Origin of the sequence: Streptomyces sp. CB09001, assembly GCF_003369795.1 — a bacterium.
Taxonomy (GTDB): domain Bacteria; phylum Actinomycetota; class Actinomycetes; order Streptomycetales; family Streptomycetaceae; genus Streptomyces.
Genome location: NZ_CP026730.1, coordinates 5,130,290 through 5,155,954, shown reverse-complemented (window position 1 = coordinate 5,155,954; position 25,665 = coordinate 5,130,290). Strand labels below are relative to the sequence as shown.

The 25,665-nt window shown below is 71.5% G+C and carries 25 protein-coding genes; 10 read left to right on the top strand and 15 right to left on the bottom strand.

The window, feature by feature from the left end; genetic code table 11:
• Nucleotides 1-113 precede the first annotated feature (113 nt).
• The 3 genes from pta to pyk all read left to right on the top strand — a co-directional run bounded on the left by pta (nucleotide 114) and on the right by pyk (nucleotide 4,929).
• Entirely contained in the window at nucleotides 114-2,207 is a 2,094-nt protein-coding gene (gene pta, locus C4J65_RS24195) for a phosphate acetyltransferase (RefSeq protein WP_115744275.1), read from the top strand.
• On the top strand, nucleotides 2,204-3,424 hold the full coding sequence (locus C4J65_RS24190; protein ID WP_115744274.1) for an acetate kinase: 1,221 nt from the start codon (nucleotides 2,204-2,206) through the stop codon (nucleotides 3,422-3,424). The genes pta and C4J65_RS24190 overlap by 4 nt, the downstream gene beginning before the upstream one ends.
• A 74-nt stretch (nucleotides 3,425-3,498) precedes the next feature.
• Nucleotides 3,499-4,929, top strand: a complete 1,431-nt coding sequence (pyk, locus tag C4J65_RS24185) for a pyruvate kinase (protein ID WP_115744273.1) — start codon at nucleotides 3,499-3,501, stop codon at nucleotides 4,927-4,929.
• Between the two features lie 83 nt (nucleotides 4,930-5,012).
• Here the strand turns inward: pyk and C4J65_RS24180 are convergent, their stop codons facing one another.
• The 4 genes from C4J65_RS24180 to C4J65_RS24160 form a co-directional block, all read right to left on the bottom strand.
• Nucleotides 5,013-6,416 carry a hypothetical protein gene (locus C4J65_RS24180; RefSeq protein WP_205351055.1) on the bottom strand — a complete coding sequence of 468 codons (1,404 nt, stop codon included), beginning with the start codon at nucleotides 6,414-6,416 and terminating at the stop codon, nucleotides 5,013-5,015.
• Complete coding sequence (locus C4J65_RS24175) at nucleotides 6,406-6,963, bottom strand: DUF6114 domain-containing protein (RefSeq protein ID WP_115744272.1); 558 nt, start codon at nucleotides 6,961-6,963, stop codon at nucleotides 6,406-6,408. The genes C4J65_RS24180 and C4J65_RS24175 overlap by 11 nt, the downstream gene beginning before the upstream one ends.
• A gap of 116 nt (nucleotides 6,964-7,079) precedes the next feature.
• A complete protein-coding gene (locus C4J65_RS24170) occupies nucleotides 7,080-7,718 on the bottom strand; it encodes a DUF6230 family protein (protein ID WP_115744271.1) in 639 nt (212 codons plus the stop codon).
• A gap of 652 nt (nucleotides 7,719-8,370) precedes the next feature.
• A complete protein-coding gene (locus C4J65_RS24160) occupies nucleotides 8,371-9,348 on the bottom strand; it encodes a tetratricopeptide repeat protein (RefSeq protein WP_162833326.1) in 978 nt (325 codons plus the stop codon).
• Nucleotides 9,349-9,614: 266 nt separating this feature from the next.
• Between C4J65_RS24160 and C4J65_RS24155 the strand changes: the two genes are divergently transcribed.
• Nucleotides 9,615-10,343, top strand: a complete 729-nt coding sequence (locus C4J65_RS24155; protein ID WP_115744269.1) for a TetR/AcrR family transcriptional regulator — start codon at nucleotides 9,615-9,617, stop codon at nucleotides 10,341-10,343.
• Here C4J65_RS24155 and C4J65_RS24150 read toward each other — a convergent pair.
• A complete protein-coding gene (locus tag C4J65_RS24150) occupies nucleotides 10,330-11,313 on the bottom strand; it encodes an NADP-dependent oxidoreductase (RefSeq protein ID WP_162833325.1) in 984 nt (327 codons plus the stop codon). The two genes, C4J65_RS24155 and C4J65_RS24150, sit on opposite strands and share 14 nt — an antisense overlap.
• A gap of 69 nt (nucleotides 11,314-11,382) precedes the next feature.
• Between C4J65_RS24150 and C4J65_RS24145 the strand changes: the two genes are divergently transcribed.
• Complete coding sequence (locus C4J65_RS24145) at nucleotides 11,383-12,396, top strand: helix-turn-helix domain-containing protein (protein WP_115744267.1); 1,014 nt, start codon at nucleotides 11,383-11,385, stop codon at nucleotides 12,394-12,396.
• Nucleotides 12,397-12,428: 32 nt separating this feature from the next.
• Here C4J65_RS24145 and C4J65_RS24140 read toward each other — a convergent pair whose 3' ends face one another.
• The 5 genes from C4J65_RS24140 to C4J65_RS24120 all read right to left on the bottom strand — a co-directional run bounded on the left by C4J65_RS24140 (nucleotide 12,429) and on the right by C4J65_RS24120 (nucleotide 15,882).
• Nucleotides 12,429-14,129 (bottom strand): methylmalonyl-CoA mutase family protein, encoded by a 1,701-nt coding sequence (locus C4J65_RS24140; protein WP_115744266.1) that lies wholly within the window; start codon nucleotides 14,127-14,129, stop codon nucleotides 12,429-12,431.
• A 93-nt stretch (nucleotides 14,130-14,222) separates the two neighbouring features.
• Nucleotides 14,223-14,564 carry a DUF3817 domain-containing protein gene (locus C4J65_RS24135; RefSeq protein WP_162833323.1) on the bottom strand — a complete coding sequence of 114 codons (342 nt, stop codon included), beginning with the start codon at nucleotides 14,562-14,564 and terminating at the stop codon, nucleotides 14,223-14,225.
• A gap of 87 nt (nucleotides 14,565-14,651) precedes the next feature.
• Nucleotides 14,652-15,161: a MarR family transcriptional regulator gene (locus tag C4J65_RS24130; RefSeq protein WP_115744264.1), complete on the bottom strand. Its 510-nt coding sequence runs from the start codon at nucleotides 15,159-15,161 to the stop codon at nucleotides 14,652-14,654.
• Between the two features lie 86 nt (nucleotides 15,162-15,247).
• The gene (locus tag C4J65_RS24125; RefSeq protein WP_043383196.1) at nucleotides 15,248-15,541 is read right to left on the bottom strand and encodes an MTH1187 family thiamine-binding protein; all 294 of its coding nucleotides are present in this window, start codon (nucleotides 15,539-15,541) and stop codon (nucleotides 15,248-15,250) included.
• Nucleotides 15,538-15,882, bottom strand: a complete 345-nt coding sequence (locus tag C4J65_RS24120) for a DUF3817 domain-containing protein (protein WP_115744263.1) — start codon at nucleotides 15,880-15,882, stop codon at nucleotides 15,538-15,540. Before C4J65_RS24120 ends, C4J65_RS24125 begins: the two co-directional genes overlap by 4 nt.
• A gap of 185 nt (nucleotides 15,883-16,067) precedes the next feature.
• Between C4J65_RS24120 and C4J65_RS24115 the strand changes: the two genes are divergently transcribed.
• From C4J65_RS24115 to C4J65_RS24100, 4 genes are all read left to right on the top strand, one after another.
• A complete protein-coding gene (locus tag C4J65_RS24115) occupies nucleotides 16,068-16,700 on the top strand; it encodes an AIM24 family protein (RefSeq protein WP_115744262.1) in 633 nt (210 codons plus the stop codon).
• A 1-nt stretch (nucleotide 16,701) separates the two neighbouring features.
• The gene (locus tag C4J65_RS24110; protein WP_115744261.1) at nucleotides 16,702-17,352 is read left to right on the top strand and encodes an AIM24 family protein; all 651 of its coding nucleotides are present in this window, start codon (nucleotides 16,702-16,704) and stop codon (nucleotides 17,350-17,352) included.
• Nucleotides 17,349-18,125, top strand: coding sequence for an AIM24 family protein (locus tag C4J65_RS24105; protein WP_115744260.1), 777 nt, complete (start codon nucleotides 17,349-17,351; stop codon nucleotides 18,123-18,125). Before C4J65_RS24110 ends, C4J65_RS24105 begins: the two co-directional genes overlap by 4 nt.
• 101 nt (nucleotides 18,126-18,226) lie before the next feature.
• Nucleotides 18,227-18,703: a MarR family transcriptional regulator gene (locus C4J65_RS24100; protein ID WP_087807185.1), complete on the top strand. Its 477-nt coding sequence runs from the start codon at nucleotides 18,227-18,229 to the stop codon at nucleotides 18,701-18,703.
• Nucleotides 18,704-18,711: 8 nt separating this feature from the next.
• Here the strand turns inward: C4J65_RS24100 and C4J65_RS24095 are convergent, their stop codons facing one another.
• Together C4J65_RS24095 and C4J65_RS24090 are read right to left on the bottom strand one after the other, a co-directional pair.
• Nucleotides 18,712-20,154 carry a HAMP domain-containing sensor histidine kinase gene (locus tag C4J65_RS24095; RefSeq protein ID WP_115744259.1) on the bottom strand — a complete coding sequence of 481 codons (1,443 nt, stop codon included), beginning with the start codon at nucleotides 20,152-20,154 and terminating at the stop codon, nucleotides 18,712-18,714.
• Entirely contained in the window at nucleotides 20,151-20,804 is a 654-nt protein-coding gene (locus C4J65_RS24090) for a response regulator transcription factor (RefSeq protein ID WP_240330500.1), read from the bottom strand. Before C4J65_RS24090 ends, C4J65_RS24095 begins: the two co-directional genes overlap by 4 nt.
• A 204-nt stretch (nucleotides 20,805-21,008) precedes the next feature.
• Between C4J65_RS24090 and C4J65_RS24085 the strand changes: the two genes are divergently transcribed.
• Nucleotides 21,009-21,749, top strand: coding sequence for a PepSY domain-containing protein (locus C4J65_RS24085; protein WP_115744257.1), 741 nt, complete (start codon nucleotides 21,009-21,011; stop codon nucleotides 21,747-21,749).
• On the opposite strand, the gene C4J65_RS24080 is transcribed toward C4J65_RS24085, so the two are convergent.
• From C4J65_RS24080 to C4J65_RS24070, 3 genes are all read right to left on the bottom strand, one after another.
• Nucleotides 21,683-22,975 carry an MFS transporter gene (locus C4J65_RS24080; RefSeq protein WP_115744256.1) on the bottom strand — a complete coding sequence of 431 codons (1,293 nt, stop codon included), beginning with the start codon at nucleotides 22,973-22,975 and terminating at the stop codon, nucleotides 21,683-21,685. The two genes, C4J65_RS24085 and C4J65_RS24080, sit on opposite strands and share 67 nt — an antisense overlap.
• A 261-nt stretch (nucleotides 22,976-23,236) precedes the next feature.
• On the bottom strand, nucleotides 23,237-24,193 hold the full coding sequence (gene meaB, locus C4J65_RS24075) for a methylmalonyl Co-A mutase-associated GTPase MeaB (RefSeq protein WP_115744255.1): 957 nt from the start codon (nucleotides 24,191-24,193) through the stop codon (nucleotides 23,237-23,239).
• A 96-nt stretch (nucleotides 24,194-24,289) separates the two neighbouring features.
• The gene (locus tag C4J65_RS24070; RefSeq protein ID WP_115744254.1) at nucleotides 24,290-25,522 is read right to left on the bottom strand and encodes an acetyl-CoA C-acetyltransferase; all 1,233 of its coding nucleotides are present in this window, start codon (nucleotides 25,520-25,522) and stop codon (nucleotides 24,290-24,292) included.
• Between the last annotated feature and the right edge of the window lie 143 nt (nucleotides 25,523-25,665).

Here is a 25,665-nt window from a genome sequence, read left to right as displayed (position 1 = left end):
CCACGGGCGGACGCTGGCGGGCGCCCTAACCGTCGCCAGAGGTACTGTCAAGAGGGTTCCGCCCACCCGCTCAGCCCGACGAAACGCTCACCCCTACGAAACGGAGAGCACGCGTGACGCGCAGCGTGTACGTGACCGGTATCGACCGCGGCGACGGCCGCCAGGTCGTCGAGCTGGGGGTGATGGAACTCCTGACCCGGCAGGTCGACCGGGTCGGTGTCTTCCGTCCCCTGGTGCACGACGGGCCCGACCGGCTCTTCGAACTGCTGCGCGCCCGCTACCGGCTCTCGCAGGACTCCGCGACGGTCTACGGCATGGACTACCAGGAGGCCTCGCTCCTCCAGGCCGAACAGGGCGTGGACGAGCTGGTGTCCGCGCTGGTCGACCGCTTCCACCTGGTCGCGCGGGACTACGACGTCGTCCTCGTCCTCGGCACCGACTACGCCGACACCCAGTTCCCGGACGAGCTGTCGCTGAACGCGCGGCTCGCCAACGAGTTCGGCGCCTCGGTCCTCCCCGTCGTCGGGGGCCGCAAGCAGAGCGCCGAGTCGGTGCTGGCGGAGACCCACAACGCCTTCCGCGCCTACGACGGCCTCGGCTGCGACGTCCTCGCGATGGTGACCAACCGGGTCGCGCGCGAGGACCGGGACGAGATCGCCGAGCGGCTCGCGCACCGGCTGCCGGTGCCCTGCTGGGTGGTGCCGGACGAGTCCGCCCTGTCCGCGCCGACGGTCTCCCAGATCGCGCACGCCCTGGGCGCCGAGATCGTCCTCGGCGACGACTCCGGGCTCGCCCGCGACGCGCTGGACTTCGTCTTCGGCGGGGCCATGCTGCCCAACCTGCTGGCCGCGCTGACCCCGGGCTGCCTGGTGATCACGCCCGGCGACCGCGCCGACCTGGTGATCGGCACGCTGGCCGCGCACAGCGCCGGCACCCCGCCGATAGCCGGGGTGCTGCTGACCCTGAACGAGGTGCCCGGCGAGGGCATCCTCACCCTCGCCGCCCGGCTGGCTCCGGGCACGCCGGTGCTCTCGGTGACGGGCACCAGCTTCCCCACCGCGGCGCAGCTCTTCTCCCTGGAGGGCAAGCTCAACGCGGCCACCCCGCGCAAGGCGGAGACCGCCCTCGGCCTCTTCGAGCGGTACGTCGACACGGCCGAGCTGAACAAGCGGGTCTCGGCGCCCAGCAGCGACCGCGTCACGCCGATGATGTTCGAGCACAAGCTGCTCGAACAGGCCCGCTCCGACCTGCGCCGCGTGGTTCTGCCGGAGGGCACCGAGGAGCGGGTGCTGCACGCGGCGGAGGTGCTGCTGCGCCGGGGCGTGTGCGAGCTGACGCTGCTCGGCCCGGTCGAGCAGATCCGCAAGAAGGCCGCCGACCTGGGCATCGACCTGGCCGGCGCCGAGCTGATCGACCCGGCCGCCAGCGAGCTGCGCGACTCCTTCGCCGAGAAGTACGCCGCCCTGCGCGCCCACAAGGGCGTGACCGTGGAGCTGGCGTACGACGTGGTCTCGGACGTGAACTACTTCGGCACGCTGATGGTGCAGGAAGGGTTCGCCGACGGCATGGTGTCGGGGTCCGTGCACTCGACGGCGGCGACCATCCGGCCCGCCTTCGAGATCATCAAGACCAAGCCCGACGCCGCCATCGTCTCCTCCGTCTTCTTCATGTGCCTGGCCGACAAGGTGCTGGTCTACGGCGACTGCGCGGTCAATCCGGACCCGGACGCGGAACAGCTCGCCGACATCGCCGCCCAGTCCGCGTCGACGGCGGCGCGGTTCGGGGTGGAACCGCGGATCGCGATGCTGTCGTACTCGACCGGCACGTCCGGTTCCGGCGCGGACGTCGACAAGGTGCGCGAGGCCACCGAGCTGGTCCGCTCGCGCCGTCCGGACCTGAGCATCGAGGGGCCGATCCAGTACGACGCCGCGGTCGAGCCGTCGGTCGCCGCGACCAAGCTGCCCGGTTCGGCGGTCGCCGGGCAGGCCAGCGTGCTGATCTTCCCCGACCTGAACACCGGCAACAACACCTACAAGGCGGTGCAGCGCTCGGCCGGCGCCATCGCCGTCGGCCCGGTCCTCCAGGGCCTGCGCAAGCCGGTCAACGACCTGTCCCGGGGCGCGCTCGTGCAGGACATCGTCAACACCGTCGCCATCACGGCGATCCAGGCCCAGCAGTCCCCCAGTGAGAAGGCGTCCGACCAGTGACCGGCACCCGTGTCCTCGTGCTCAACTCCGGCTCGTCGTCGGTGAAGTACCAGCTGATCGACATGCGCGGCGGCGAGCGCCTCGCCGTGGGCCTGGTCGAGCGGATCGGTGAGGAGACCTCACGGCTGAAGCACACGCCGGCGGGCGGCGACGGCCGCGAGTGGAGCGGGTCCGTTCCGGACCACGAGGCGGCGCTGAAGGCGGTCGCGGCCGAGCTGGCCAGGGACGGGCTCGGCCTGGACTCCTCCGAGCTGGCCGCGATCGGGCACCGGGTGGTGCACGGCGGCAAGCACTTCACCGAGCCGACGGTGATCGACGACGCCGTGCTCGCCGAGATCGAGCGGCTCATCCCGGTCGCCCCGCTGCACAACCCGGCGAACCTCACCGGCATCCGCACGGCGCAGGCGCTGCGCCCGGATCTGCCGCAGGTCGCCGTGTTCGACACGGCCTTCCACACGACGATGCCGGAGTCCGCGGCCCGCTACGCCATCGACGTCGAGACGGCCGACGCGCACCGGATCCGCCGCTACGGCTTCCACGGCACCTCGCACGCGTACGTCTCCCGCGAGACCGCACGGCTCCTCGGCAGGGCGCCGGAGGACGTGAACGTGATCGTGCTGCACCTGGGCAACGGGGCGTCCGCCTCGGCCGTACGGGGCGGCCGGTGCGTGGACACCTCCATGGGGCTGACGCCTTTGGAGGGGCTCGTGATGGGTACGCGCTCGGGAGACATGGATCCGGCCGTCATCTTCCATTTGATGCGCGTTGGGGAAATGTCCGCCGACGAGATCGACACTCTCCTCAACAAGAGGAGCGGTCTGATCGGACTGTGCGGCGACAACGACATGCGGGAGATCCGCCGCCGCGTCGACGCGGGCGACGAGCGGGCGCGGCTGGCCTTCGACATCTACATTCACCGGCTCAAGAAGTACATCGGCGCCTATTACGCCGTTCTCGGACGCGTGGACGCCGTGGCGTTCACGGCGGGGGTCGGGGAGAACTCGGCGCCGGTACGTGAGGCGGCCGTGGCCGGACTGGAGGGGCTCGGCCTGGCGGTCGACGGCGGGCTGAACGCCGTACGCGGCGACGGAGCCCGGCTGATCTCGCCCGCGGGGGCGCGGGTGGCGGTGGCGGTGGTACCGACGGACGAGGAAATGGAGATCGCGACACAGGCCTACGCGCTGGTAAATGAATCGGGGAATCCCCGTCTCACCTGAGCGACATCCCGCCCTTTTGTATTTTCCGCCAGCCGGAATATTCCGCGCCGAAACAAACCGATAGGATGGCACCCATGCGCCGTTCGAAAATCGTCTGTACTCTCGGCCCCGCGGTCGACTCCCACGAGCAGCTCGTCACGCTGATCGAAGCCGGCATGAACGTGGCCCGCTTCAACTTCAGCCACGGCACCCACGCCGAGCACCAGGGGCGTTACGACCGGGTCCGGGCCGCCGCCAAGGAGACCGGCCGGGCCATCGGTGTCCTCGCCGACCTGCAGGGCCCGAAGATCCGCCTGGAGACCTTCGCGGAGGGTCCCGTCGAGCTGGTGCGCGGTGACGAGTTCACCATCACCGCCGAGGACGTGCCGGGGGACAGGACGATCTGCGGCACGACGTACAAGGGGCTGCCCGGTGACGTCACCAAGGGCGACCAGGTGCTCATCAACGACGGCAACGTCGAGCTGAAGGTCACCGAGGTCGAGGGCCCCCGGGTGAGGACGATCGTCATCGAGGGCGGCGTCATCTCCGACCACAAGGGCATCAACCTGCCCGGCGCGGCGGTCAACGTCCCCGCGCTGAGCGAGAAGGACGTCGAGGACCTCCGCTTCGCGCTGCGCATGGGCTGCGACCTGGTCGCCCTCTCCTTCGTCCGGGACGCCAAGGACGTCGCCGACGTGCACCGCGTCATGGACGAGGAGGGCCGCCGCGTCCCGGTGATCGCCAAGGTGGAGAAGCCCCAGGCGGTCGACAACATGGAGGACGTCGTGATGGCGTTCGACGGCGTGATGGTCGCCCGCGGCGACCTGGCCGTCGAGTACCCGCTCGAGAAGGTTCCCATGGTGCAGAAGCGCCTGATCGAGCTGTGCCGGCGCAACGCCAAGCCGGTGATCGTGGCGACCCAGATGATGGAGTCGATGATCACCAACTCCCGTCCGACCCGCGCCGAGGCCTCCGACGTGGCCAACGCGATCCTGGACGGCGCCGACGCGGTCATGCTGTCCGCCGAGTCGAGCGTGGGCGCGTACCCGATCGAGACCGTCAAGACGATGTCGAAGATCGTCACCGCCGCCGAGCAGGAGCTGCTCTCCAAGGGCCTCCAGCCGCTGGTGCCGGGCAAGAAGCCGCGCACGCAGGGCGGTTCGGTGGCCCGTGCGGCCGCCGAGATCGCCGACTTCCTGGGCGGCAAGGGCCTGGTGGCGTTCACCCAGTCCGGCGACACCGCCCGCCGGCTCTCCCGCTACCGCGCGGCCCAGCCGATCCTCGCCTTCACCACCGACGAGTCCACCCGCAACCAGCTGGCGCTCAGCTGGGGAGTGGAGCCGCACGTGGTGCCGCTGGTGAACACCACGGACGAGATGGTCGACCTGGTGGACCAGGAGACGGCCCGCCTCGGCCGGTTCAGCGACGGCGACATCGTCGTGATCACCGCCGGTTCGCCTCCCGGCGTGCCCGGCACCACCAACATGGTGCGGGTCCTCCACCTGGGCGAGACGCGGCGCGGCTGACCGCCCCCTCCCCCGCCGTACGCACCGAGGGCGCCCCCTGCGACAGGGGGCGCCCTCGGCGGTCGTGGCTCGCGGCCGCGGTCTCAGTCGGTGACGTACTGGTGCAGCCCGGGGACGTGCAGGGTGCCGCCGAACTGGCCGGCCTGCACCACCTTCACGTTGGTGAAGTAGATCAGCGGGATGTCCAGCGGCGGCGGGTGCTCCGGGTCGAAGGTGATCGGGATCAGCCCGAGCAGATTGCCCGAAATACTCTCGGTGTACATGATCGTTTCGCCGTCGCGGATCGTGGACGTGGAGCCCTTGGCCGCCTGCACGTGGTGCGTCTTGCCGGTCGTGTCGTCCTTGACGATCTGGTGCAGGTCGCCGATGTCGGTGCCGTTCGAGATGACGTACTTCAGGACCTTCTTCGTCGCCCCACTGGCCGTCTTCACCTCGACGACGCCCTTGTAGGAGGCGCCCTTCAGGGTGAGGGAGCTGGCCTCCAGGTACCAGGGGTCCTCCGGGACGGGCAGGGTGTTGTCGACCCCGCCCTCCTCGTCGGTGGCGGTCGGGCAGTCCTCCGGGTCCACGGCGGCGCTCCCGGACGGGCTGGGGCTCGGCGAGGCGGTCGCCTCCTCCGCCTCCTCCTTCGCCTTCTCCGCGGCCTTCTCGGCCTCCTCGGCGGTCTTGTCCACCGTGTCCTTGGCGTCCTCGGCCGCCTTCGACGCCGCGTCGGTCGCGCCGTCCACGGTGTCCTTCACCGTGCCGGTGACCTTGTCGGTGGTCTCCTGCACGGCGTCGGACGCGGTGTCGCCGGTGCCCTGGGACGCCGAGGGGGTCGGCGTCGGGCTCGCGGTCTCCTCGGCCTTCTCGGCCTTGTCGCCGCCGGTGAAGATGCCCTCTATGGCGTCGCCGATGCCCTCCAGCAGGCCGCCCTTCTCCGACTCGGAGGGGGAGGGCTCGGCGGCGCTCGCGCCGGCCGATTCCTTACCTTCGGACGCGGAGGGGCTCGGAGCGGGCTCGGACTTGTCGCTGTCGGCGGCCTTGTCACCGGCGGCCGTGTCGTCCTTGTCGTCGGAACCTGAATCCGACGAAGAGGACGCGTCCTTGTCCGTGCCCGGCTTCTTGCCCGTGTCCCCGGCCGAGGGCGAGCCGCTGGGCTCCGTCTCGTCCTGCTTGCCGTCGTCGGTCGCGGAGGCCGACGGCTCGGGCGACTCGGACGCGTCCTTCTCGGCGTCCGCCATCGCCTCGACGCAGACCTTGTACTCGTCCGCCGTCAGGCTGTTGGACGACGGCGCGCCTTGGTCGTTGCCGTCCGCGAGAGCGAGGGTCGGGGTGAGCCCCAGCCCCATGAGAACCGCCGTGGGCATCGCCGCCAGGGCTATCGCCTTGCCGGTAGGCACGTGAAACCTGGTGAACAGTGGCTTCCTGGGCGCCGCGTGACGTGGCCCCGTTCTCGCACGGGACGTTTCCTCGTCCCTCCCGTGCTCCACCTCGTCAGCCGGCACTGTGCCTCCCGTTCGCCCCGTTGGCCGGGCTCGTTCCTGACAGATCGTCGCCCCCGAGTGCGCTCAGGGACGGCGAGGAACTCGAGTCGCCCCTCGAGCCCTCGGAGGCGCCGCCCTCGCCCTGGTCGCCCTTGGCCGGCCCCGTCTCGGCCGGCCCCCCGGGCGCCCATGCCACGGCCAGGGCCCCGCCGACGAGCGAGAGCATGAAGCCGATGATGAAGCCACCGAAGTTGGCGACGGGAATGGACACCAGGGCGAGCAGAATCGCCGCGATCCCCGCGAAGACCCGTACGTGCTTCTGGAACCAGAGACTGACGCCGAGTACGACGAGCAGCACGCCGATGATCAGTGATCCGGCGCCGGCCGTGGTGGCCATCGCCACCGTCAGGTTCCCGAACTGCAAGTGCGCGTAGGGGAAGTACATGATCGGGAAGCCACCGAGCAGGACGAGCAGACCGGCCCAGAAGGGCCTGGCGCCCCGCCAGCCTCGGAACTGCAGCCTGCGGCGGGTGAACTGGCCGACGGCGGCAGGAGTCTCGGCGCTCATGGAAAACAGCTCCCTGGTACAGCGTTGCTGTGGTGGTGATGTGGGCCGCCCCGTCACGAGGCGGCCGGAGGGCCGACGGGCGGGGGCGCAACCGGCCCCCGTCCGTCAGTGAGTGCTCAGTAGCACTCGTCGACGCCCTTGGACAGCGACATCTTCAGACCGCTGAGCTGGAAGGTGCCGGCCGTGGTCGCCCACGCCGTCTGCTTCACGTCGGTCAGCACGGCCTTGTCGGCCTGCTGAGCGAAGCCGCCCGGGCTGGTCTGCTTGCCCTCGACCTCACCCTGCTTCTGCCTCGGGCCCTTGTTGATGGCCCCGGCAGCCACGCCGATGTCGATGTTCGTGAAGGTGGCGTCCGCCTCCAGATCCTGAACATCGATGTAGAGCTGCTTGGCGTGGACCTTGCCCGATTCCTTGTCGCTGTCGCCCGCCTTCAGCTTCAGCGTGACGGACCCGATCAGCGGGATGTTCGGGGTGACGACCGACTGGCACATGTTCGTGATGGTGGCCTTGTCGAACGCCGAGACCGCCACGGCGTGGTTGCCGTCCACGCCCTTGTCGTAGGCGCCGTACTGTGAGAAGCCGGTTCCCACGAGTTCGTCGGCCGTCACCTTGAACGACTGACCCGACACGCTGAACGACGCGGCGAGAGCGCCCTGCGCGAGCGCGACGCCTATCGCAGCCGTGGCGGCGACGCTGGGCACCATCACCACAGCGAACCGCTTCCATCTGGTCCCGCCACGCACCTGGGACTCCATATTTCCTCCTTCTCGGACGTACATCTCCTGGCCTCGGCCCCGTCGCCAGTCGGCGACTCGGCCCGGCAGGGATGGGAGAAGTGCTACGTCCTCGGGAAGGAGAGCGCCTGTCCTCGGCGGCACGTACCACGCGCCCGAACAACCGGCGATCACCCCCGAGCGACAACCACTGGTCGCGCCTGACACGCATCACGCACAACCCTGCTGGACAGGCTTCGCCGGATGAGCGAAGACCCCCCTGCCCAAGGGCCGGCATCACTGCCGCCGACCCTGCTCGGTGGGGACCCAGGAACCCCCGCCACCCGACCGGCTGTCGGGGTACGGGAATGGACCGAGCGTCGCCGATCGTGGTGCATTCTCGCCGTCGACACAAGGGGGTTCGTTACTGGCTAGTAGCGGCCGTGTGACGGGGGGACGACGCACCGGGCCCGAACGGCGACGCTGAGTGTGCCATATGGGCAGAACAAAACTATTGATCGATGGACAGAGTCCGACAGATCGACGCTGCCGACTTACTGGCAGTAACAGCGGCCGCGATTACCAAGTTTTGGTAAAGCGCGGCCGCAGTGACGCCTCTTCGACAGCTCCTTCACATACGCAACACGCCGACGGCGTTTAGAACGCCGATCCGGGAGCGCCGACCGGAAGCCGCCTAGAACAGGGCCCGCGCGAGCGCCCGGCGCGCCGCGGTCACCCGCGGATCGTCGGCACCGACCACCTCGAACAGCTCCAGCAACCGCAGCCGTACGGCGTCCCGGTCGTCGCCCGCCGTGACGCGCACCGTGTCGATGAGGCGCCCGAAGGCGTCCTCCACGTGGCCGCCCACCAGGTCCAGGTCGGCGGCGGCGATCTGCGCCTGGGCGTCGCCCGGCCTGTCGGCCGCTTCCCGACGGACCTTCTGCGGATCGGCGTTCTGCACCCGCTGGAGCAACTCGGCCTGGGACAGGCCCAGTTTGGCCTCCGTGTTGCCGGGCTCCTCGGCCAGCACCTTCTTGTACGCCTGGACGGCACCGGCCAGGTCGCCCGCGTCCATCGCCTGCACGGCGGCGTCCAGGGCCGCGTCGTGCGGCCCGGCGGGGCGCTCGGGGGCGGCGGGCCGCTCGGCGCCCGGCTCCGCCTCGGGGTCGACGACGAGACCGGTCAGGCCGAAACGCTCCTCGCCGACCTGCACCAGCTGGTCCAGCGTCTGACGGATCTGCGCCTCGCCGGCGGCCCCCTGGAAGAGGGGCAGCGCCTGCCCGGCGACGACCGCGAACACGGCCGGGATGCCCTGGACGCCGAACTGCTGCATCAGCATCTGGTTGGCGTCGACGTCGATCTTGGCGAGGAGGAAGCGCCCGTTGTACTCGACGGCGAGCCGCTCCAGGACCGGGCTCAACTGCTTGCAGGGCTCGCACCACTCGGCCCAGAAGTCGATGACGACCGGGACCTCGGTGGACCGCTGCAGGACATCGCTCTCGAAGCCGGCCTCATCGACGTCGATGACGAGGTCGGCCGGGGAGACGGCGCCCGCGCCGCCGGTCCGGGCCGCCTCGGCGCGCGCCTGCTCCGCCTTCGCCTTGGCCTCCTGGGCCTGCTTCACCGCGGCGAGGTCGACGACCCCGCTCATGGACATGTTCCGTGGCTGCATGGGTCTATCCTCCCCCGTACGGCGCGCGCGTGTGAAAACCGGGTCGAAAGCCCGCCCGGATGTGTGCTGTTCGGTCCGTGTACTGCTCGGCGCCGGGTCCCCACCCCACGCCCGTGGTCGTCGCTGGGGCGCGGGCGGACCCGCGCTTTCGCTACGAGTCGTAGCGTAATGCCGGGACGGCCCGTCGGAACACCCCACCGCCGGCCCACGTCGCGGTGATCTGTCTCACCACCGGCCGCGTGTTACCCGCCGGTTAAGGTCGGGGGATGCAGAGCAGCTCCCCCGCCGGCCGTGCCGGGCGCCCGCGCAGTGCCGCGGCGGACACCGCGATCCTGGCCGCGACGCGGGCCGCCCTGGTAGATCTCGGCTGGTCGAAGCTCACCCTGGGAGACGTCGCCACGCGGGCCGGGGTTGCCAAGACGACGCTCTACCGCCGCTGGGCGGGCAAGAACGAGCTGGTCGTGGACGCGGTGGCGGAGCTCTTCGACGAGCTCGAACTGCCCGACCGCGGCTCTCTCGCCGCCGACATCGAGGGCGTGGTGCTCCAGTTCGCGGCGATCCTGGCCCGGCCGGAGGCCAGGAGCGGTCTGATGGCGGTGGTCGCGGAGTCCACGCGGGACGACGCGCTGCGCGAGCGCATCCGCACGTCGATCGTCGAGCGGCAGAAGCGCCTGGTGCTGGAGGGCAGGGCGCGGGCCCAGGCCCGCGGCGAGCTGCCGCCCGAGACCAACCCGGCCGAGGCCACCCGCACGGCGGACCTCATCTTCGACGTGGTGGCGGGCGCGGTGGTGCACCGCACGCTGGTCAGCGCCCGGTCCGCGGACGAGGAGTGGGTGCGTGGTCTGACGCAGGTACTGCTGTGGGGCCTGGCCGGCGCGGACGGGGGCGACCCGGACGAGAGGGACGAGACGGATGACGCGGCCGGCGTGGACGACGCGGAACCGGCCGCGCCCCGGTGGGACGCGGCCGGTCCGGGCCCGCTCAGCGCACGGTGACGACCAGCTTGCCCGTGGTGCGGCCGGTCTCCCCCTGCGCGTGCGCGAGGGCACCCTCGGCGAGCGGGAAGGTGCCGGACACGTGGGCGCGCAGGCTCCCCCGTTCGACGAGTTCGGCGATGGCGCGCATCCCGGCGTGGTCGTGCTCGACGAGCAGGACGACGGCCCGGACCCCGGCCCGCCCGGCCGCGGCCGCGGTGTCTGCGTCGCCCGGCAGCAGCGAGACGACGACGCCGCCCGGGCGGAGCACGCCCACGGAACGGGTGGCGGTCTCCCCGCCGAGCGTGTCGAGGACGACGTCGTACCGCTCGTCGGTGTCGGCGAAGTCCGCGGTGCGGTAGTCGACGCAGGCGTCCGCACCGAGTTCGCGCAGGAACGCGTGCTTGGACGCGCTCGCGGTGCCGGTGACGTGCGCGCCACGCTCCTTGGCGAGCTGTACGGCGAGATGGCCGACGCCGCCGGCCGCCGCGTGGATCAGCACCCGCTGCCCGGCCCGGAGACCGGCGGTGTCGACGAGGGCCTGCCAGGCGGTGAGCGCGGCCAGCGGGAGCGCGGCGGCGTGGACGTGGTCGATACCGGCGGGCTTGGCGGCGAAGGCACGGGCCGGTCCGGTCACGTACTCGGCGTGCGAGCCGTGCCCGTGCGGATAGGGCAGCATGCCGAAGACCTCGTCGCCGGGCCGGAAGAGGGTGACGCCGAAACCGGTCTCCACCACGGTGCCGGAGACGTCCCAGCCGAGGGTCAGCGGCGGGGGCGGCAGGAAGAGCCGTACGGCCCGGTGCTTGAAGTCCGTGGGGTTCAGCCCGGCCGCGTGCACGGCGACGAGGATCTCGCCCGGTCCCGGTTCGGGCCGGGGCAGTTCGGTGGGCCGCAGCACGTCGGGGCCGCCGAGGGCCGTCTGGTGCAGGGCGAGCATCGTCGGGGCGCCGTGCGGGGAAGCGCCGTTCGCAGAAGTGTCCGTCGAGGTCATGCCCCCATGCTGGCCGCCGGCCCGGGCCCGGAACATGGCAAGAAGGTCATCCTCCGATACATTTGTGCCATGCTCACCGACGCCGCCGCCCGTGCGGCCGAACTGGACCGCCTGATGCGCCCGGCGCCCCGCCCCGGCGCCCACAAGGTCGCCGTCCTCGCCCTGGACGGCGTCTACCCCTTCGAACTCGGCATCCCGCACCGCGTCCTGGGTTCCGCCGACGGGCGCTACGAGGTGCTGTCCGCGAGCGTCGACGGGCGGCCCGTGCGCACCGACTCGGACCTGACCGTCACCCCGGGGCACGGTCCCGAGGTGCTGGCCGCGGCGGACACCGTGATCGTGCCGCCGTACGCCGTCACGGCCGCGTCCGCCGCCGAGCCGGATCCGCGGGCGCTCGCCGCCCTGGCCCGGGTCCGCCCCGGGACCCGCCTGGTGTCGATCTGCACCGGCGCCTTCCTGCTGGCCGCCGCCGGTCTGCTGGACGGACGCCGGGCCACCACCCACTGGGCGCTCACCGACCACTTCCGGGAACTGTTCCCCCGGGTCGAGCTGGACGCCGACGTGCTCTTCGTCGACCACGGCGACGTGCTGACCTCCGCGGGCGCGGCGAGCGGCGTCGACGTCTGCCTGCACCTGGTGCGCCAGGACCACGGCAGCGAGGTGGCCAACCAGGTGGCCCGCCGGTGCGTCGTGCCGCCGTACCGGGACGGCGGCCAGGCGCAGTACATCGAGCGGCCGGTACCACCGGCGAGCGGGACGGGCACCGGCCCGACCCGCGACTGGGCGCTGCGCCGGCTGGACCGGCCCCTGTCCCTGGACGAGCTGGCCGCGCACGCGGCGATGAGCGCCCGCACCTTCGCCCGGCGCTTCCGTGAGGAGACCGGCCTCAGTCCCGGCCGCTGGCTGACCCAGCAGCGGCTGCGGCGGGCCCGGCACCTGCTGGAGTCCAGCGACCTGCCGGTGGAACGGGTCGCCCACGAGGTCGGCTTCGCCACCGCCACCTCACTGCGCCGCCACCTGGCGGCCGAGGCGGGGGTCGCCCCGTCGGCGTACCGGCGCACGTTCCGCGCGTCGGGGTCGTAGGAAGGGCCCGGCCCCGGCGGTGCCGGCCCCGCTCAGAACCCCGCCGGCTCCGTGTACACCCCCCACTCGTCGCGCAGTACGCCGCAGATCTCGCCCAGCGTCGCCTCCGCGCGCACCGCGTCCAGCATCGGCTCGATCATGTTGCCGCCGGAGCGGGCCGCGGCCAGCATGGCGTCCAGGGCGCCGCGCACGGCCGCGTCGTCGCGGGCGGCCCTGCGCTCGCCCAGGACCCGCACCTGCTCGCGCTCGACCTCGTGGCTGACCCGCAGGATCTCCAGGTCGCCGGTGACGGAGCCGGTGTGGACGTTGACGCCGACCACCTTCTTGTCGTCCTTCTCCAAGGACTGCTGGTAGCGGAAGGCCGACTCGGCGATCTCGCCGGTGAACCAGCCGTCCTCTATACCGCGCAGCAGACCGGAGGTGATCGGTCCGACGGGGTGCTGACCGTCGGGGTGGGCGCGCAGCCCCCGCTCCTTGATCTGGTCGAAGATCTTCTCGGCGTCGGCCTCGATGCGGTCGGTCAGCTGCTCGATGAACCAGGAACCGCCCAGCGGGTCGGCGACGTTGGCGACGCCGGTCTCCTCCATCAGCACCTGCTGGGTGCGCAGGGCGATCTCCGCGGCCTGCTCGCTGGGCAGGGCGAGGGTCTCGTCGAGCGCGTTGGTGTGCAGCGAGTTGGTGCCGCCGAGCACGGCCGCCAGCGCCTCCACGGCGGTCCGCACGACGTTGTTGTACGGCTGCTGCGCGGTGAGCGAGACACCGGCGGTCTGGGTGTGGAACCGCAGCCACTGCGCCTTGTCGGTCCGCGCCCCGTACACGTCGCGCATCCAGCGGGCCCAGATCCTGCGGGCCGCGCGGAACTTGGCGATCTCCTCGAAGAAGTCGAGGTGCGCGTCGAAGAAGAAGGAGAGGCCGGGCGCGAAGACGTCCACGTCGAGCCCGCGGCTGAGCCCCAGCTCCACGTATCCGAAGCCGTCGGCGAGCGTGTACGCCAGCTCCTGCGCGGCCGTCGCGCCCGCCTCGCGGATGTGGTAGCCGGAGACGGAGAGCGGCTTGTAGGCGGGGATGCCGGCCGCGCAGTACTCCATGAGGTCGCCGATGAGCCGGAGGTGCGGCTCGGGCTGGAAGAGCCACTCCTTCTGGGCGATGTACTCCTTGAAGATGTCGGTCTGCAGCGTGCCGTTGAGCACGGACGCGTCGACGCCCTGGCGCTCGGCGGCGACCAGGTACATGCAGAACACGGGCACGGCGGGCCCGCTGATCGTCATGGAGGTCGTCACGTCCCCGAGCGGGATGTCCTTGAACAGCACCTCCATGTCGGCGGCCGAGTCGATGGCCACCCCGCAGTGCCCGACCTCGCCGAGGGAGCGCGGGTCGTCGGAGTCGCGGCCCATCAGCGTCGGCATGTCGAAGGCGACCGAGAGCCCGCCGCCGCCGTTGCGGAGGATCATCTTGTAGCGCTCGTTGGTCTGCTCGGCGTTGCCGAACCCGGCGAACTGCCGGATGGTCCACGTACGCCCCCGGTATCCGGTCGGATACAGGCCGCGGGTGAAGGGGTACTCGCCCGGCCAGCCGATCCGCTCGAAGCCCTCGTACTCGTCCCCCGGGCGGGGCCCGTACACCGGCTCCACGGGGTCTCCGGAGAGCGTGGTGAAGTCCGCGTCGCGCTTGCGCGCCGCGTCGTACCGGGCCTGCCAGCGAAGGCGGCCCTCTTCTATGGCGTGAGCGTCCATACCCTCGAATTTACTAGGACGTCCAAGTAAATGTCGATGGGGTACCGCCGTACGGGTGTCCGTACGGCGGTGGGAGGGCCGGTGAGGGGCCGGTTACGCCTTGACGGGGGCGGGCGCCTCGGCGCCGGCGACCTTCGCGTCCAGCTCCTGGCTGACCCTGCGCTCCACGAAGAACGCCGCGGTCGGAACGGTCCCGGCGAGCAGCACCCAGAGCTGCTTCTTGACCGGCCACTTCGCCTTGGAGCCCAGGTCGAAGGCGAAGACCAGGTAGATCACGTACAGCCAGCCGTGGGCGATGCTGACGACCTGGGTGAAGTCGGCGGCGCCGCCCAGATCCAGGGCGTACTTCGCGATCATGCCAAGGCACAGCGCGATCAGCAGCACACCGGTGACGTACGCCATGACCCGGTAGCGGGTCAGCACGCTCTTTTTCATGGCTACGAGCGTAACCGCCCGTTTCGCGCGATCTTCGACCGGGTCGGGCGACTCGCCGGGCCTCCCCGCCCCGCACGGTTCGCCCGCTCAGTCCTCGTCGAAGTCCCCCGCGGCCACCCGCAGCGGCCGGAGCATCGCGAAGATCTCGCCGCACTCCTCGGCGTCGTACGCGCCCAGGCCGAAGTCCATCGCCATCAGGTCGCGGGTGGCCGCCTCGACGACCTCGCGGCCCTTGTCGGTGATGGTGGCCAGCGTGCCGCGGCCGTCGTTGGGGTTGGGGCGCTTGGCCACCAGGCCGGAGCGCACCAGGCGGTCGACGGTGTTCGTCACGGAGGTGGGGTGCACCATCAGGCGCTCGCCGATCTTGGACATCGGCAGTTCGCCCGACTTGGAGAAGGTGAGCAGCACCAGCGCCTCGTAGCGCGCGAAGGTCAGCCCGTACGGCTTGACCACGGCGTCGACCTCGCCCAGCAGGATCTGCTGGGCGCGCATGACCGAGGTGATCGCGGCCATGGAGGGCACACCGCCCCAGCGCTGTGCCCAGAGTTCGTCGGCTCGGGCGATGGGATCGAAGGAGAGACTGAGGGGCTTCGGCACGGCAACAGACCATACCGGCCGGTCATATGCCGGTCAGCCCCGTCTCGCCTTTCGATATCACCGGTCCGCCGCGCACGGCTGTCGCGTCATTCCGCGAGGTGGCGCTCGACCGTCTCGACCTTGGACGTGAGGCCGTCCGTCACGCCGGGGCGGATGTCCGCCTTGAGGACCAGGGAGACCCGCGGCGCGCGTGCCTCGACGGCGGCGACGGCCCGCCGGACGACGTCCATGACCTCGTCCCACTCGCCCTCGACGGACGTGAACATCGCGTCGGTGCGGTTCGGCAGCCCGGACTCGCGGACCACGCGGACGGCGTCGGCGACGTACTCCCCCACGTCCTCGCCGACGCCGAGCGGCGTCACGGAGAAGGCGACGATCATGCGTTGACGACCCCTTCCTGGCGGGCGCGGGAGGCGATGACCGCGCTCTCGGCCTCGCGCTTGAGCTTGCGCTCGGCGAAGAAGCCGCCGGTCGGCAGGACCGAGAGGACGAAGTAGAGGGCGGCGGTCTTCAGCGGCCACTTGGCGCGGTTCCAGGCGTCGGCCCAGAAGATCACGTACAGCACGAAGAGGACGCCGTGGATCATGCCCATCGCCGGCACCGCGTTGAAGTCGGTGGTCCGCTTCAGGACGGAGCAGACGAGCAGGAGGAGGAACGAGATCGCCTCGGGGGCCGAGACCAGGCGGAGGCGGCGGAGGGCAGTGGCGGTCTTGAGGTCCACGGGTCACCTTCGGAAGGGAGGGATGCGCCGACGGGCGCGGGCGGTGTGCGGTCCGCCTTGTGAACGGAAGCACAATCGTTCGCCCATTGTGGCAAACAATGCCCCAAGGGATGGACTCAGGGTCGGTCTCCACCCGTGGGCCCTGTTCTGTCCACCCGTGGCGGGGCTACTTTCACAGCGTGGCGATGTTCCGACTTCAAGGCAGCAAGGTCCTCGCCGTCGACATGACCGGAGACGCCGTGAAGGCGAAGAACGGCTCGATGGTCGCGTACGACGGGGAGATGGCCTTCAAGAAGCTGAGCGGCGGCGGTGAGGGCCTCCGGGGGATGGTGACCCGGCGGATCACCGGCGAGCAGATGACGGTGATGGAGGTGAGGGGGCAGGGGACCTGCTGGTTCGCGGACCGGGCCTCGGAGGTCACCCTGGTGGGTCTCCAGGGCGACAAGCTGTACGTCGAGTCGAGCAACTTCCTGGCGGCCGACGCCGGGCTGCGCACCGGCACCAGTTTCACGGGCACCCGCGGCGCCTCCCAGGGCAACGGGCTGTTCACCACGACGATCGAGGGGCACGGGCAGGCGGCGATCATGTCCGACGGTCCCGCGGTGGTGCTGCGGGTCAGCTCCCAGTACCCGCTGACCGTCGATCCGGGGGCGTACGTCGCGCACCAGGGGAACCTGCGGCAGTCCTTCCAGTCGGGTGTGACCTTCCGCACCCTGTTCGGGGAGGGCGGCGGGGAGGCCTTCCAGATCCGCTTCGAGGGCGACGGACTGGTGTACGTGCAGCCGAGCGAGCGGAACACGATCGCGGGGGATGTGTGAGATGGCCTTCGAGGAGATCAATTCCAAGATGGTCCGGGCGACCGTCGCGCCCGGGCAGCGGCTGTTCAGTCAGCGCGGGGCCATGCTCGCCTACCAGGGAGAGGTGTCCTTCACCCCCAACCTGCGGGGCGGCCAGGGCGGGGTGATGTCGATGATCGGACGCCGGGTGGCGAACGAGGACACGCCGTTGATGACCGTCGAGGGCAGCGGCACCGTGTTCTTCGGGCACGGCGGCCACCACGTCCAGGTGATCAGCCTGTCGGGCGACACCCTGTACGTGGAGGCGGACCGCCTCCTCGCCTTCGAGGGCACCCTGGAGCAGAGCACCGTGTTCCTGGGCTCGCAGGGCGGCGTCATGGGCATGGTGCGGGGCCAGGTGAGCGGGCAGGGGCTGTTCACCACGTCCCTCAAGGGGCACGGCTCGGTGGCGGTGATGGCCCACGGGGGCGTCTTCGAGGTGCCCATCACCCCGCAGCGCCCGGTGCGCGTCGACCCGCAGGCCTACGTCGCCCACCACGGCGACGTGCGCAACAAGCTGTCCACGGCCCTGGGCTGGCGGGACATGGTGGGACGCGGCTCCGGCGAGGCGTTCCAGCTGGAGCTGAGCGGCAGCGGCACGGTGTTCGTCCAGGCGTCGGAGGAGAAGCTGTGAGCACGGTCCACCACGACCCGGCGACGCTGCCGGCCGACGACAACGTCAACGCGTACACCTTCTGCGTGGAGCTCAAGGGGAGCCAGTGGTTCCTGCAGAAGGGGAAGATGATCGCCTACTACGGGACGATCGACTTCAACGGGATCGGGCACGGCCGGCTGGACCGTCTGGTGCGCACGTCGTTCCATTCGCCTCTGCACGCGAGCGACTGGGTCGTGGCGGAGGGCTCGGGCAAGATGCTCCTCGCCGACCGGGCCTTCGACGTGAATTCCTTCGACCTGGAGGACGGCAACCTGACCATTCGCTCGGGCAATCTGCTCGCTTTTCAGCCAAGCCTCGCGCTCAAGCAGTCGATCGTGCCGGGCTTCCTGACGCTGATCGGAACCGGAAAGTTCGTCGCCGCGTCCAACGGTCCGGTGGTGTTCATGGAACCGCCGGTCCGGGTGGACCCGCAGGCCCTGGTCGGCTGGGCCGACTGCCCGTCTCCGTGCCACCACTACGACCACGGGTACATGACCGGCCTACTGGGCGGTCTACGTGCGATGACGGGGCTCGGCGGGGCCTCCGGGGAGGAGCACCAGTTCGAGTTCGTGGGGGCGGGGACGGTGCTGCTTCAATCGAGCGAGGCGCTCATGGCGGAGCAGGCCGTGGGGGCTCCGCCGCAGCAGGCCGGCGTGCCCGGCGGCGGCGCTTCCGGAGCGCAGGGCGGCCGGTCGGGGGTACCGGGACTTCCCGGACAGCTGGGGGACCTCCAGCGCCGCTTCGGGCTGTGAGCGGTAATCTGCGGAGTGTGACATCGAACGCGTGCGCACCGTCACCGTCACGGAAAACCCCTCACTAGTTCGCCTTTCAACATTTTAGGTAGACTTCATTCATGGAGACCGAGACGGCCACTCGCTGGCTGACCGATACGGAGCAGTGTGCTTGGCGCACCCACCTGGAGGTCAACAGGCTGTTGACGCACCAGCTCGAGAAGGACCTGCAGCCGTTCGGCCTGACAATGAACGACTACGAGATCCTGGTGAATCTCTCCGAGTCGGAGGGCGACAGAATGCGGATGAGCGACCTGGCCACCGCCACGATGCAGTCCAAGAGCCGCCTCTCCCACCAGATCACCCGCATGGAGAACGCCAACCTGGTCCGGCGGGAGAACTGCGAGTCCGACCGGCGCGGGCTCTTCGCCGTCCTCACCGAGCACGGCATGGAGACGATGCGGAAGGTCGCGCCGCACCACGTGGCCTCCGTCCGCAGGCACTTCATCGACCTGCTGGCCCCGGAGGACCTGACGGAGCTGGACAAGGCGCTCAAGCCCATCGCGGAACACCTGCGCGGGCAGCGGGGACGACCCTGAGTCCCTGATCATGCGTCCCGGGCCGTGCGGGCCCGGGCCCCCGGCAGGCGGAGCTCGAACAGGGCGCCGCCTGCCGGTGCGTCGTGCACGGTGAGCGTGCCGCCGTGCCGTACGGCGACGTCGCGGGCGATGGCCAGCCCGAGACCGGCCCCGCCGTCGTCGCGGCTGCGGGCGTCGTCGAGCCGTACGAACCGCTCGAAGATCCGCTCCCGGTCGGCCGCCGGCACGCCTTCGCCGTCGTCGGCCACGGCGACCACCGCCGCGTCCCCGTCCCACCGCACGGACACCTCCACCGCCGAGCGGGCGTGCCGCTCGGCGTTGTCCAGCAGATTGGCCAGCACCCGCCCCAGCTGCCCGCGCGATCCGGCCACGCTCACGGCATCCTCGTCGCCTCGCACCCGCACCCCGGTCCGCCCCTCGGCCGCCTCCCGTGCGAGCGCCGCCAGGTCGACCCGGGCGTCGGCGGGCCGCTCCCCCGCGTCCAGCCTGGCCAGCAGCAGCAGATCGGCGGCGAGCCGCTGGAGCCGTACGGTGTCCGCCACGGCGCCGTCCAGATCCAGCAGCTCGGGATGCGCGGCGGCCACCTCCAGCTGGGTGCGCAGCGACGCGATCGGGCTGCGCAGTTCGTGCGAGGCGTCGGCGACGAAGCCGCGCTGCCGCTCCACCGAGGCCTCCAGGGCGGCCAGCGTCTCGTTGGTGGTGGTGGCGAGCCTGGCCACCTCGTCGTGGGTGCCCGGCACCGGGACGCGCCGGGCCAGGTCCTCGCTGGCGGTGATCGCGGCCATCTCGCGCCGGATGCCCTCCACCGGGCGCAGCGCGCGCCGGGTGACCAGCCAGGTCACCCACGCCACGACCGCGAGCAGCAGCGGGAAGCCGATCAGCATCACCGTCAGCGCGGTGTTCACGGCCCCGTGTTCGGCGGAGAGCGGGGCGCCGGCGTAGACGGTGAGCGTGCCGCGGTCGTCGGTCTTCACCGGGACGGCGGCGAAACGGTAGTCCTCCGTGTCCCCGTCGATGGTCGCCGAGCCGTCGCTGACGGTGATCCGTCCGCCGATCTCGCCGGGTTCGAGGGACTCGCCGGAGTCGTCATCGTCGTCGGCGTCGTCGTCCTCCCCACTCGGGGAGGCTCCGGGCTGCGGCTTCACCGCGTCGACGCCGGTGCCGCTGATCCGCTCCAGGTCCTCGCCGGCGGCGACCAGCCTGCCCCGGTCGTCGACGACCTGCACCGGCCGGTCGTCCACGTCCAGGGACAGGTCGCCGTACGCCGTCCCGAAGGCCAGCTCCGTCGCGACGTCGCGCGCGGACCGCTCCGCCTGGGTACCGGCCTCGCCGAGCAGGTTGGAGCGCAGGGAGAGCAGGACGGCGGTGCCGGCCGCGACGAGGGCGACGGCGACCACGAGGGTGGCGGCGAGCGTGGCACGGGCCCGCACCGAGGCGAAGAGGCGGCTCACCGCCCGGTCTCCAGCCGGTAGCCGGCGCCGCGCATGGTCAGGATGAGCCCGGCGCGCAGCTTGCGCCTCAGCGCGCTGACGTACACCTCGACGATGTTGGGGTCGCCGTCGTAGGCGAAGTCCCAGACGTGCTCCAGGATCTCCGCCTTGGAGACCACCTGCCCGGCCCGCACCACGAGCTGCTCCAGCACGGCGAACTCCTTGGCGGTGAGGGTGACCTCGTCCTCGCCGAGGAAGACCCGGCGGGCGGCGGTGTCGACCCTGAGGTCGCCGTGGACGTGCACGGGCGAGGCACCGGCCCCCTGCCCCCGGCGCCGCAGCAGGGCCTTCACCCGGGCGACGAGGACGACGTAGGAGAAGGGCTTGGTGAGGTAGTCGTCCGCCCCCGTGTCCAGGCCCTCTGCCTCGTCGTACTCGCCGTCCTTGGCGGTGAGCATCAGGATGGGCACGTCGTGCCCGGCGGCGCGCAGGGCGGCGCAGACCCGGTAGCCGTTGAGGCCGGGCAGCATGATGTCGAGGATGACGAGGTCGTACACGCCCTCGCCCGCCCGGTGCAGTCCCTCCAGGCCGTCGTGGACGACGTCCACGGCGTATCCCTCCGCGGTGAGGCCCTTGGCGAGCGACACGGCGAGGCGCTTCTCGTCCTCCACGATCAAGAATCGAGAGGGGCGGCGCGAAGCGCCTCGGGCAGGGTGGTGGTGGGCGACGGGTGGGCGCATGCGTAAAGAGTCCCAAAGGCAAGCTGAAGATCCCTTCAGGCGGCTTCAGCCTGGCCTCAGCGTCGGTCCGTGACAGTGAAGTCACCGGAAACAGCCGGACTCTGGATGATCTCTGACGACTCGGAGGAAAACCGCATGAAGCGCAACATCGTGATCGCCGCCATCACCGCCGCCGCACTGATCGGGGGCGGCACGGCGACGGCCCTGGCGACGACGGGGGACGACGACCGGGGCGCGGCGCCCCGCGCGGACGTGAGCGTGTCGGACGACGGCGGGGTACGGGACGAGGCCGACGACCGTGACGACGATGCGGTCCGTGCCGCCTCCGCGAAGGTGACGGCGGCCGACGCCGTCGCCGCCGCACTCGCGGACACCCCGGGCACCGCCGTCTCAGCCGAGCTGGACGACGAGGACGACGAGGACGACGACCACGAAGGGGACGACGACGGCGACGACCGCCGGGAGCGCGCGGCCTGGGAGGTCGACGTCCTCTCCGGCGACGGCACCTGGCACAGCGTCCGGGTCGACCCGGCCACCGGCAAGATCCTCGGTTCGGAGCGGGACGACGACGAGGACGACACCGCCGAGGTGCGCGCGGCCCTGAAGGGCGCGTCGGTGGACGCCGCCGAGGCGGCGAAGGCTGCGGCGGGACACGGGACCGTCACCTCCGTCGAGCTGGACGAGGACGGATACCGCGGCGACGGCAAGCCCGCCTGGGAGGTCGAGACGCACGCCTCCGGCACGGGTGAGCAGGACTGGCGGGTCGACCCGAAGACCGGCAAGGTCACGGCCGACCGCGCGGACGACGCTCATGACGCGGACGACTCCGACGGCTCCGACGACGCCGACGACGTGCGCGACTCCGACGACGACTGACCGGCCCCGCCCGACCGGGCGGAACCACGGCGGCGGTACCCCGGCACCAGTGCCGCCGCCGCGGCGACCGCGCCGGCGACCGCGAAGCACACCGGCAGCGGCAGCCGTTCCACCAGCAGCCCCACCACAGCGGCGCCTGCCGACATCCCGGCGTTCACGGCGGTGTTGCACCAGGCGCCCGCCCGGACCCGGAAACCGGGCGCCACGCTCTCGTCGGCGATCAGGTACGCCGTGGTCAGCGCCGGGGCCACGAACAGGCCCGCGCACATGACGGCCAGGACCAGCGTGCCGAGGTCGGGCGCGAGGCCCGCGGCGGCGAGGCAGAGGCCGACCCCGGCCGCGAAGAACGGGAGCCGCGCCCGGGTGGGCGAACTCCAGGCGACGGCGCCGTTGACGAGACCGCCGACCGCGGAGCCCACCGACAGCGCCGCGAGCACCCAGGCGACCGTGCCGTCCCCGAGGCCGCGCTCCCCCGCGAAGGCCACGACGAGGAGGTCGACGGCGCTCACCGAGACGCCGACGGCCGCCGCGACGACGACGGGCTGCAACAGGGCCCGGCCATGCCCCTGGCCGCCCCGCCCGGGTGCGGGGCCGTCGCTCTTCCCCCGCCCCGCCGGGCGCAGCGCCGCGGTCGCCGGTGAGGTGACGAAGGCGAGCGTGCCGACCGCCACCAGCACCGCGCTGAGCACGACGCCGACCACCGGCGAGGCGACGGCGACGATGCCGCCGACCAGGAGCGGGCCGGAGACGAAGAGCAGTTCCTCGGCGACGCCGTCCACGCTGTAGGCCCGCTGCAACAGCCGCCGGTTCGGCAGCAGTTCGGCCCACACCGCGCGCATCGTGGGGCCGAGCGGGGGCGTGCAGGCGCCCGCGAGCCCGGCGGTCACCGCGAGGACGGCCTCCGAGGTGCCCGGACGGCAGGCCGCCGCCAGCACGCAGAGCAGGGCGGCGTAGAGCAGGGCCATGGGCAGCAGGGCCCGGCGCGGACCGTGCCGGTCGACGAGGGACGCACGGTAGGGGGACAGGAAGACGCTCGTGGCGCCGAAGAGCGCCATGACCAGCCCGGCCACGGCGTACGACCCGGTGGACCGGGTCAGGGAGAGCATCAGGGAGAGGGAGACCGTGCCGTACGACAGCCGCCCGACGAGGGCGGCCGCGAACGTGCGGCGGGCATGGGGGACGCGGAGTACAGCGGCGTACGAGGGCCGCGAGAGTGGCGTGGACACGCGAAGGGTTCCTCTGCAGGAGGCAACTGGGGGACGCCGATGCGCGCGACGGCCGGATGCGGCGGTCGCGTGCGGGGCGGGCCCTAGGCCAAGAGGAGGAACACGCGGGGGATTCTAGCCTGTCCGGCGTTTGAGGACGAGGCCGTTCAGGCCGAAAGCGGGGGTTTGGGGGCGGCAGCCCCCAGGGACGGGAATGGGAAGGGGCGGCGGGGGCGAGAGAAGCCGTACGCCAGAAAGCCACCCCGCACCGCTCAGCCCCCGTCAGCCCCGCGTCAGCCCCGCCACCAGCTCGTCCGCCGCCCGGTACGGGTCCAGTTCCCCGGCGACGATGCGCTCGGCCAGGGTGCCCAGGCGCCGGTCCCCGTGCAGGTCGCCGATGCGTTCCCGCAGCGTGGTGACGGCGATGGTCTCGACCTCGCGGGCGGCCCGGGCCCGGCGGCGTTCGGTGAGGACGTCCCGTTCCTCCATCCACGCGCGGTGCTTCTCCAGCGCCTCGACCACCTCGTCGACGCCCTCGCCGCGCGCGGCGACCGTCTTGACGATGGGCGGCCGCCAGTCGCCTGCGGCGCGGGCCTCGCCGAGGCCCAGCATGTGGTTCAGCTCGCGGGCGGTGGCGTCGGCGCCGTCGCGGTCGGCCTTGTTGACGACGTAGACGTCGCCGATCTCCAGGATTCCGGCCTTGGCCGCCTGGATGCCGTCGCCCATGCCGGGGGCGAGCAGGACGACGGAGGTGTCGGCCTGGGAGGCGATCTCGACCTCCGACTGGCCGACGCCCACCGTCTCCACCAGGATCACGTCGCAGCCGGCCGCGTCCAGCACGCGGATCGCCTGCGGTGCGGCCCAGGCGAGCCCGCCGAGGTGGCCGCGGGTCGCCATGGAGCGGATGTAGACCCCCGGGTCGGAGGCGTGCTCCGACATCCGCACGCGGTCGCCGAGCAGGGCGCCGCCGGAGAAGGGGGAGGACGGGTCGACGGCGAGGACGCCGACCCGCCTGCCCTGCTTGCGGTACGCCGTGACCAGCGCCGAGGTGGACGTCGACTTGCCGACGCCCGGGGAGCCGGTCAGGCCGACGACGTACGCGTTGCCGGTGAGCGGCGCGAGCGTCTCCATGACCTCCCTGAGCTGCGGGGACGCCCCCTCCACCAGGGAGATCAGCCGGGCCACGGCCCGCGGCCGGCCTTCTCGGGCCTGGGCCACCAGTGAGGAGACGTCCTGCATCACAGCTCCGTTCAACTCCGTTCGGTGAGGTCTCGCGGTGAGGTCTCGTACCTCTGGCGAGATCTCGTGTCTTGGGGTCAGGCCCCGGTCTTGGGGTCAGGCCCCGGGCACCCGCACGATCAGCGCGTCGCCCTGACCGCCGCCGCCGCACAGCGCCGCCGCGCCGATGCCGCCGCCGCGCCGCTTCAGTTCCAGGGCGAGGTGCAGCACCAGCCGGGCTCCGGACATGCCGATCGGGTGCCCGAGGGCGATGGCACCGCCGTTGACGTTCACCTTTTCGGTGGACACGCCGAGGTCCTTCATTGACTGCACGGCGACGGCCGCGAAGGCCTCGTTGATCTCGATGAGGTCGAGGTCGCCGACCTCCAGGCCCTCCTTCTTCAGGGCGTGCCGGATGGCGTTCGACGGCTGCGACTGCAAAGAGTTGTCGGGGCCCGCGACATTGCCGTGGGCGCCGATCTCCGCGATCCACTCCAAGCCCAGTTCCTCGGCCTTGGCCCGGCTCATGACGACCACGGCCGCCGCGCCGTCGGAGATCTGCGAGGAGGAGCCCGCGGTGATGGTGCCGTCCTTGGCGAAGGCCGGGCGGAGCCTGCCGAGCGACTCGGCGGTGGTGTCGCCGCGGATGCCCTCGTCCTTGCTGAACAGCACCGGGTCGCCCTTGCGCTGCGGGATCTCGACCGGGGTGATCTCGGCCTCGAAGACGCCGTTCTTCTGGGCGGCGGCGGCGCGCTGGTGGGACAGGGCGGCGATCTCGTCCTGGGCGGCGCGCTCGATGCCGAGCCGGGTGTTGTGCTTCTCCGTGGACTCGCCCATGGCGATGTCCTCGAAGGCGTCGGTCAGGCCGTCGTACGCCATGGCGTCGATCATCTGGACCGCGCCGTACTTGTAGCCCTCGCGGGACTTGGGGAGCAGGTGCGGGGCGTTGGTCATGGACTCCTGGCCGCCCGCGACGATCACGTCGAATTCACCCGCGCGAATGAGCTGGTCGGCGAGCGCGATGGCGTCGAGGCCGGAGAGGCAGACCTTGTTGATCGTGAGCGCGGGGACGCTCATGGGGATGCCGGCCTTGACGGCGGCCTGGCGGGCGGGGATCTGCCCGGCGCCGGCCTGGAGCACCTGCCCCATGATCACGTACTGGACCTGGTCGCCGCCGATCCCGGCGCGGTCGAGGGCGGCCTTGATCGCGAATCCGCCGAGGTCGGCCCCGCTGAAGGACTTCAGGGAGCCGAGCAGCCGCCCCATCGGGGTGCGGGCACCCGCGACGACGACAGAGGTCGTGCCGTTCGTTCCAGAGGTTCCAGAGGTTTCAGTGGTTCCAGAAGACATGAGCTGCGGTCCCCTTTTCCGGCCCGCACAGGCCGAGGAGTGAACGAGGGTTTACTCGAATGTACTGAGCGGTATCCCGCCCGTCACCGGGCTGTCGGTGTGATCGCGCGCACGTTGCGTAACCACCTCCGGAGCGCTGCACT

Excerpts from the sequence above, each read along its gene's own strand:
- C4J65_RS24140 (WP_115744266.1), bottom strand. The coding sequence starts at position 14,129 with ATGGACGCTCACGCCATAGAAGAGGGCCGCCTTCGCTGGCAGGCCCGG.
- C4J65_RS24150 (WP_162833325.1), bottom strand. The coding sequence starts at position 11,313 with ATGACCTCGACGGACACTTCTGCGAACGGCGCTTCCCCGCACGGCGCC.
- pyk (WP_115744273.1), top strand. The coding sequence starts at position 3,499 with ATGCGCCGTTCGAAAATCGTCTGTACTCTCGGCCCCGCGGTCGACTCC.
- C4J65_RS24110 (WP_115744261.1), top strand. The coding sequence starts at position 16,702 with ATGGCCTTCGAGGAGATCAATTCCAAGATGGTCCGGGCGACCGTCGCG.
- C4J65_RS24135 (WP_162833323.1), bottom strand. The coding sequence starts at position 14,564 with ATGAAAAAGAGCGTGCTGACCCGCTACCGGGTCATGGCGTACGTCACC.
- meaB (WP_115744255.1), bottom strand. The coding sequence starts at position 24,193 with ATGCAGGACGTCTCCTCACTGGTGGCCCAGGCCCGAGAAGGCCGGCCG.
- C4J65_RS24070 (WP_115744254.1), bottom strand. The coding sequence starts at position 25,522 with ATGTCTTCTGGAACCACTGAAACCTCTGGAACCTCTGGAACGAACGGC.
- C4J65_RS24085 (WP_115744257.1), top strand. The coding sequence starts at position 21,009 with ATGAAGCGCAACATCGTGATCGCCGCCATCACCGCCGCCGCACTGATC.
- C4J65_RS24175 (WP_115744272.1), bottom strand. The coding sequence starts at position 6,963 with ATGAGCGCCGAGACTCCTGCCGCCGTCGGCCAGTTCACCCGCCGCAGG.
- C4J65_RS24100 (WP_087807185.1), top strand. The coding sequence starts at position 18,227 with ATGGAGACCGAGACGGCCACTCGCTGGCTGACCGATACGGAGCAGTGT.
- C4J65_RS24145 (WP_115744267.1), top strand. The coding sequence starts at position 11,383 with ATGCTCACCGACGCCGCCGCCCGTGCGGCCGAACTGGACCGCCTGATG.
- C4J65_RS24115 (WP_115744262.1), top strand. The coding sequence starts at position 16,068 with ATGTTCCGACTTCAAGGCAGCAAGGTCCTCGCCGTCGACATGACCGGA.
- C4J65_RS24125 (WP_043383196.1), bottom strand. The coding sequence starts at position 15,541 with ATGATCGTCGCCTTCTCCGTGACGCCGCTCGGCGTCGGCGAGGACGTG.
- C4J65_RS24155 (WP_115744269.1), top strand. The coding sequence starts at position 9,615 with ATGCAGAGCAGCTCCCCCGCCGGCCGTGCCGGGCGCCCGCGCAGTGCC.
- C4J65_RS24170 (WP_115744271.1), bottom strand. The coding sequence starts at position 7,718 with ATGGAGTCCCAGGTGCGTGGCGGGACCAGATGGAAGCGGTTCGCTGTG.
- C4J65_RS24160 (WP_162833326.1), bottom strand. The coding sequence starts at position 9,348 with ATGCAGCCACGGAACATGTCCATGAGCGGGGTCGTCGACCTCGCCGCG.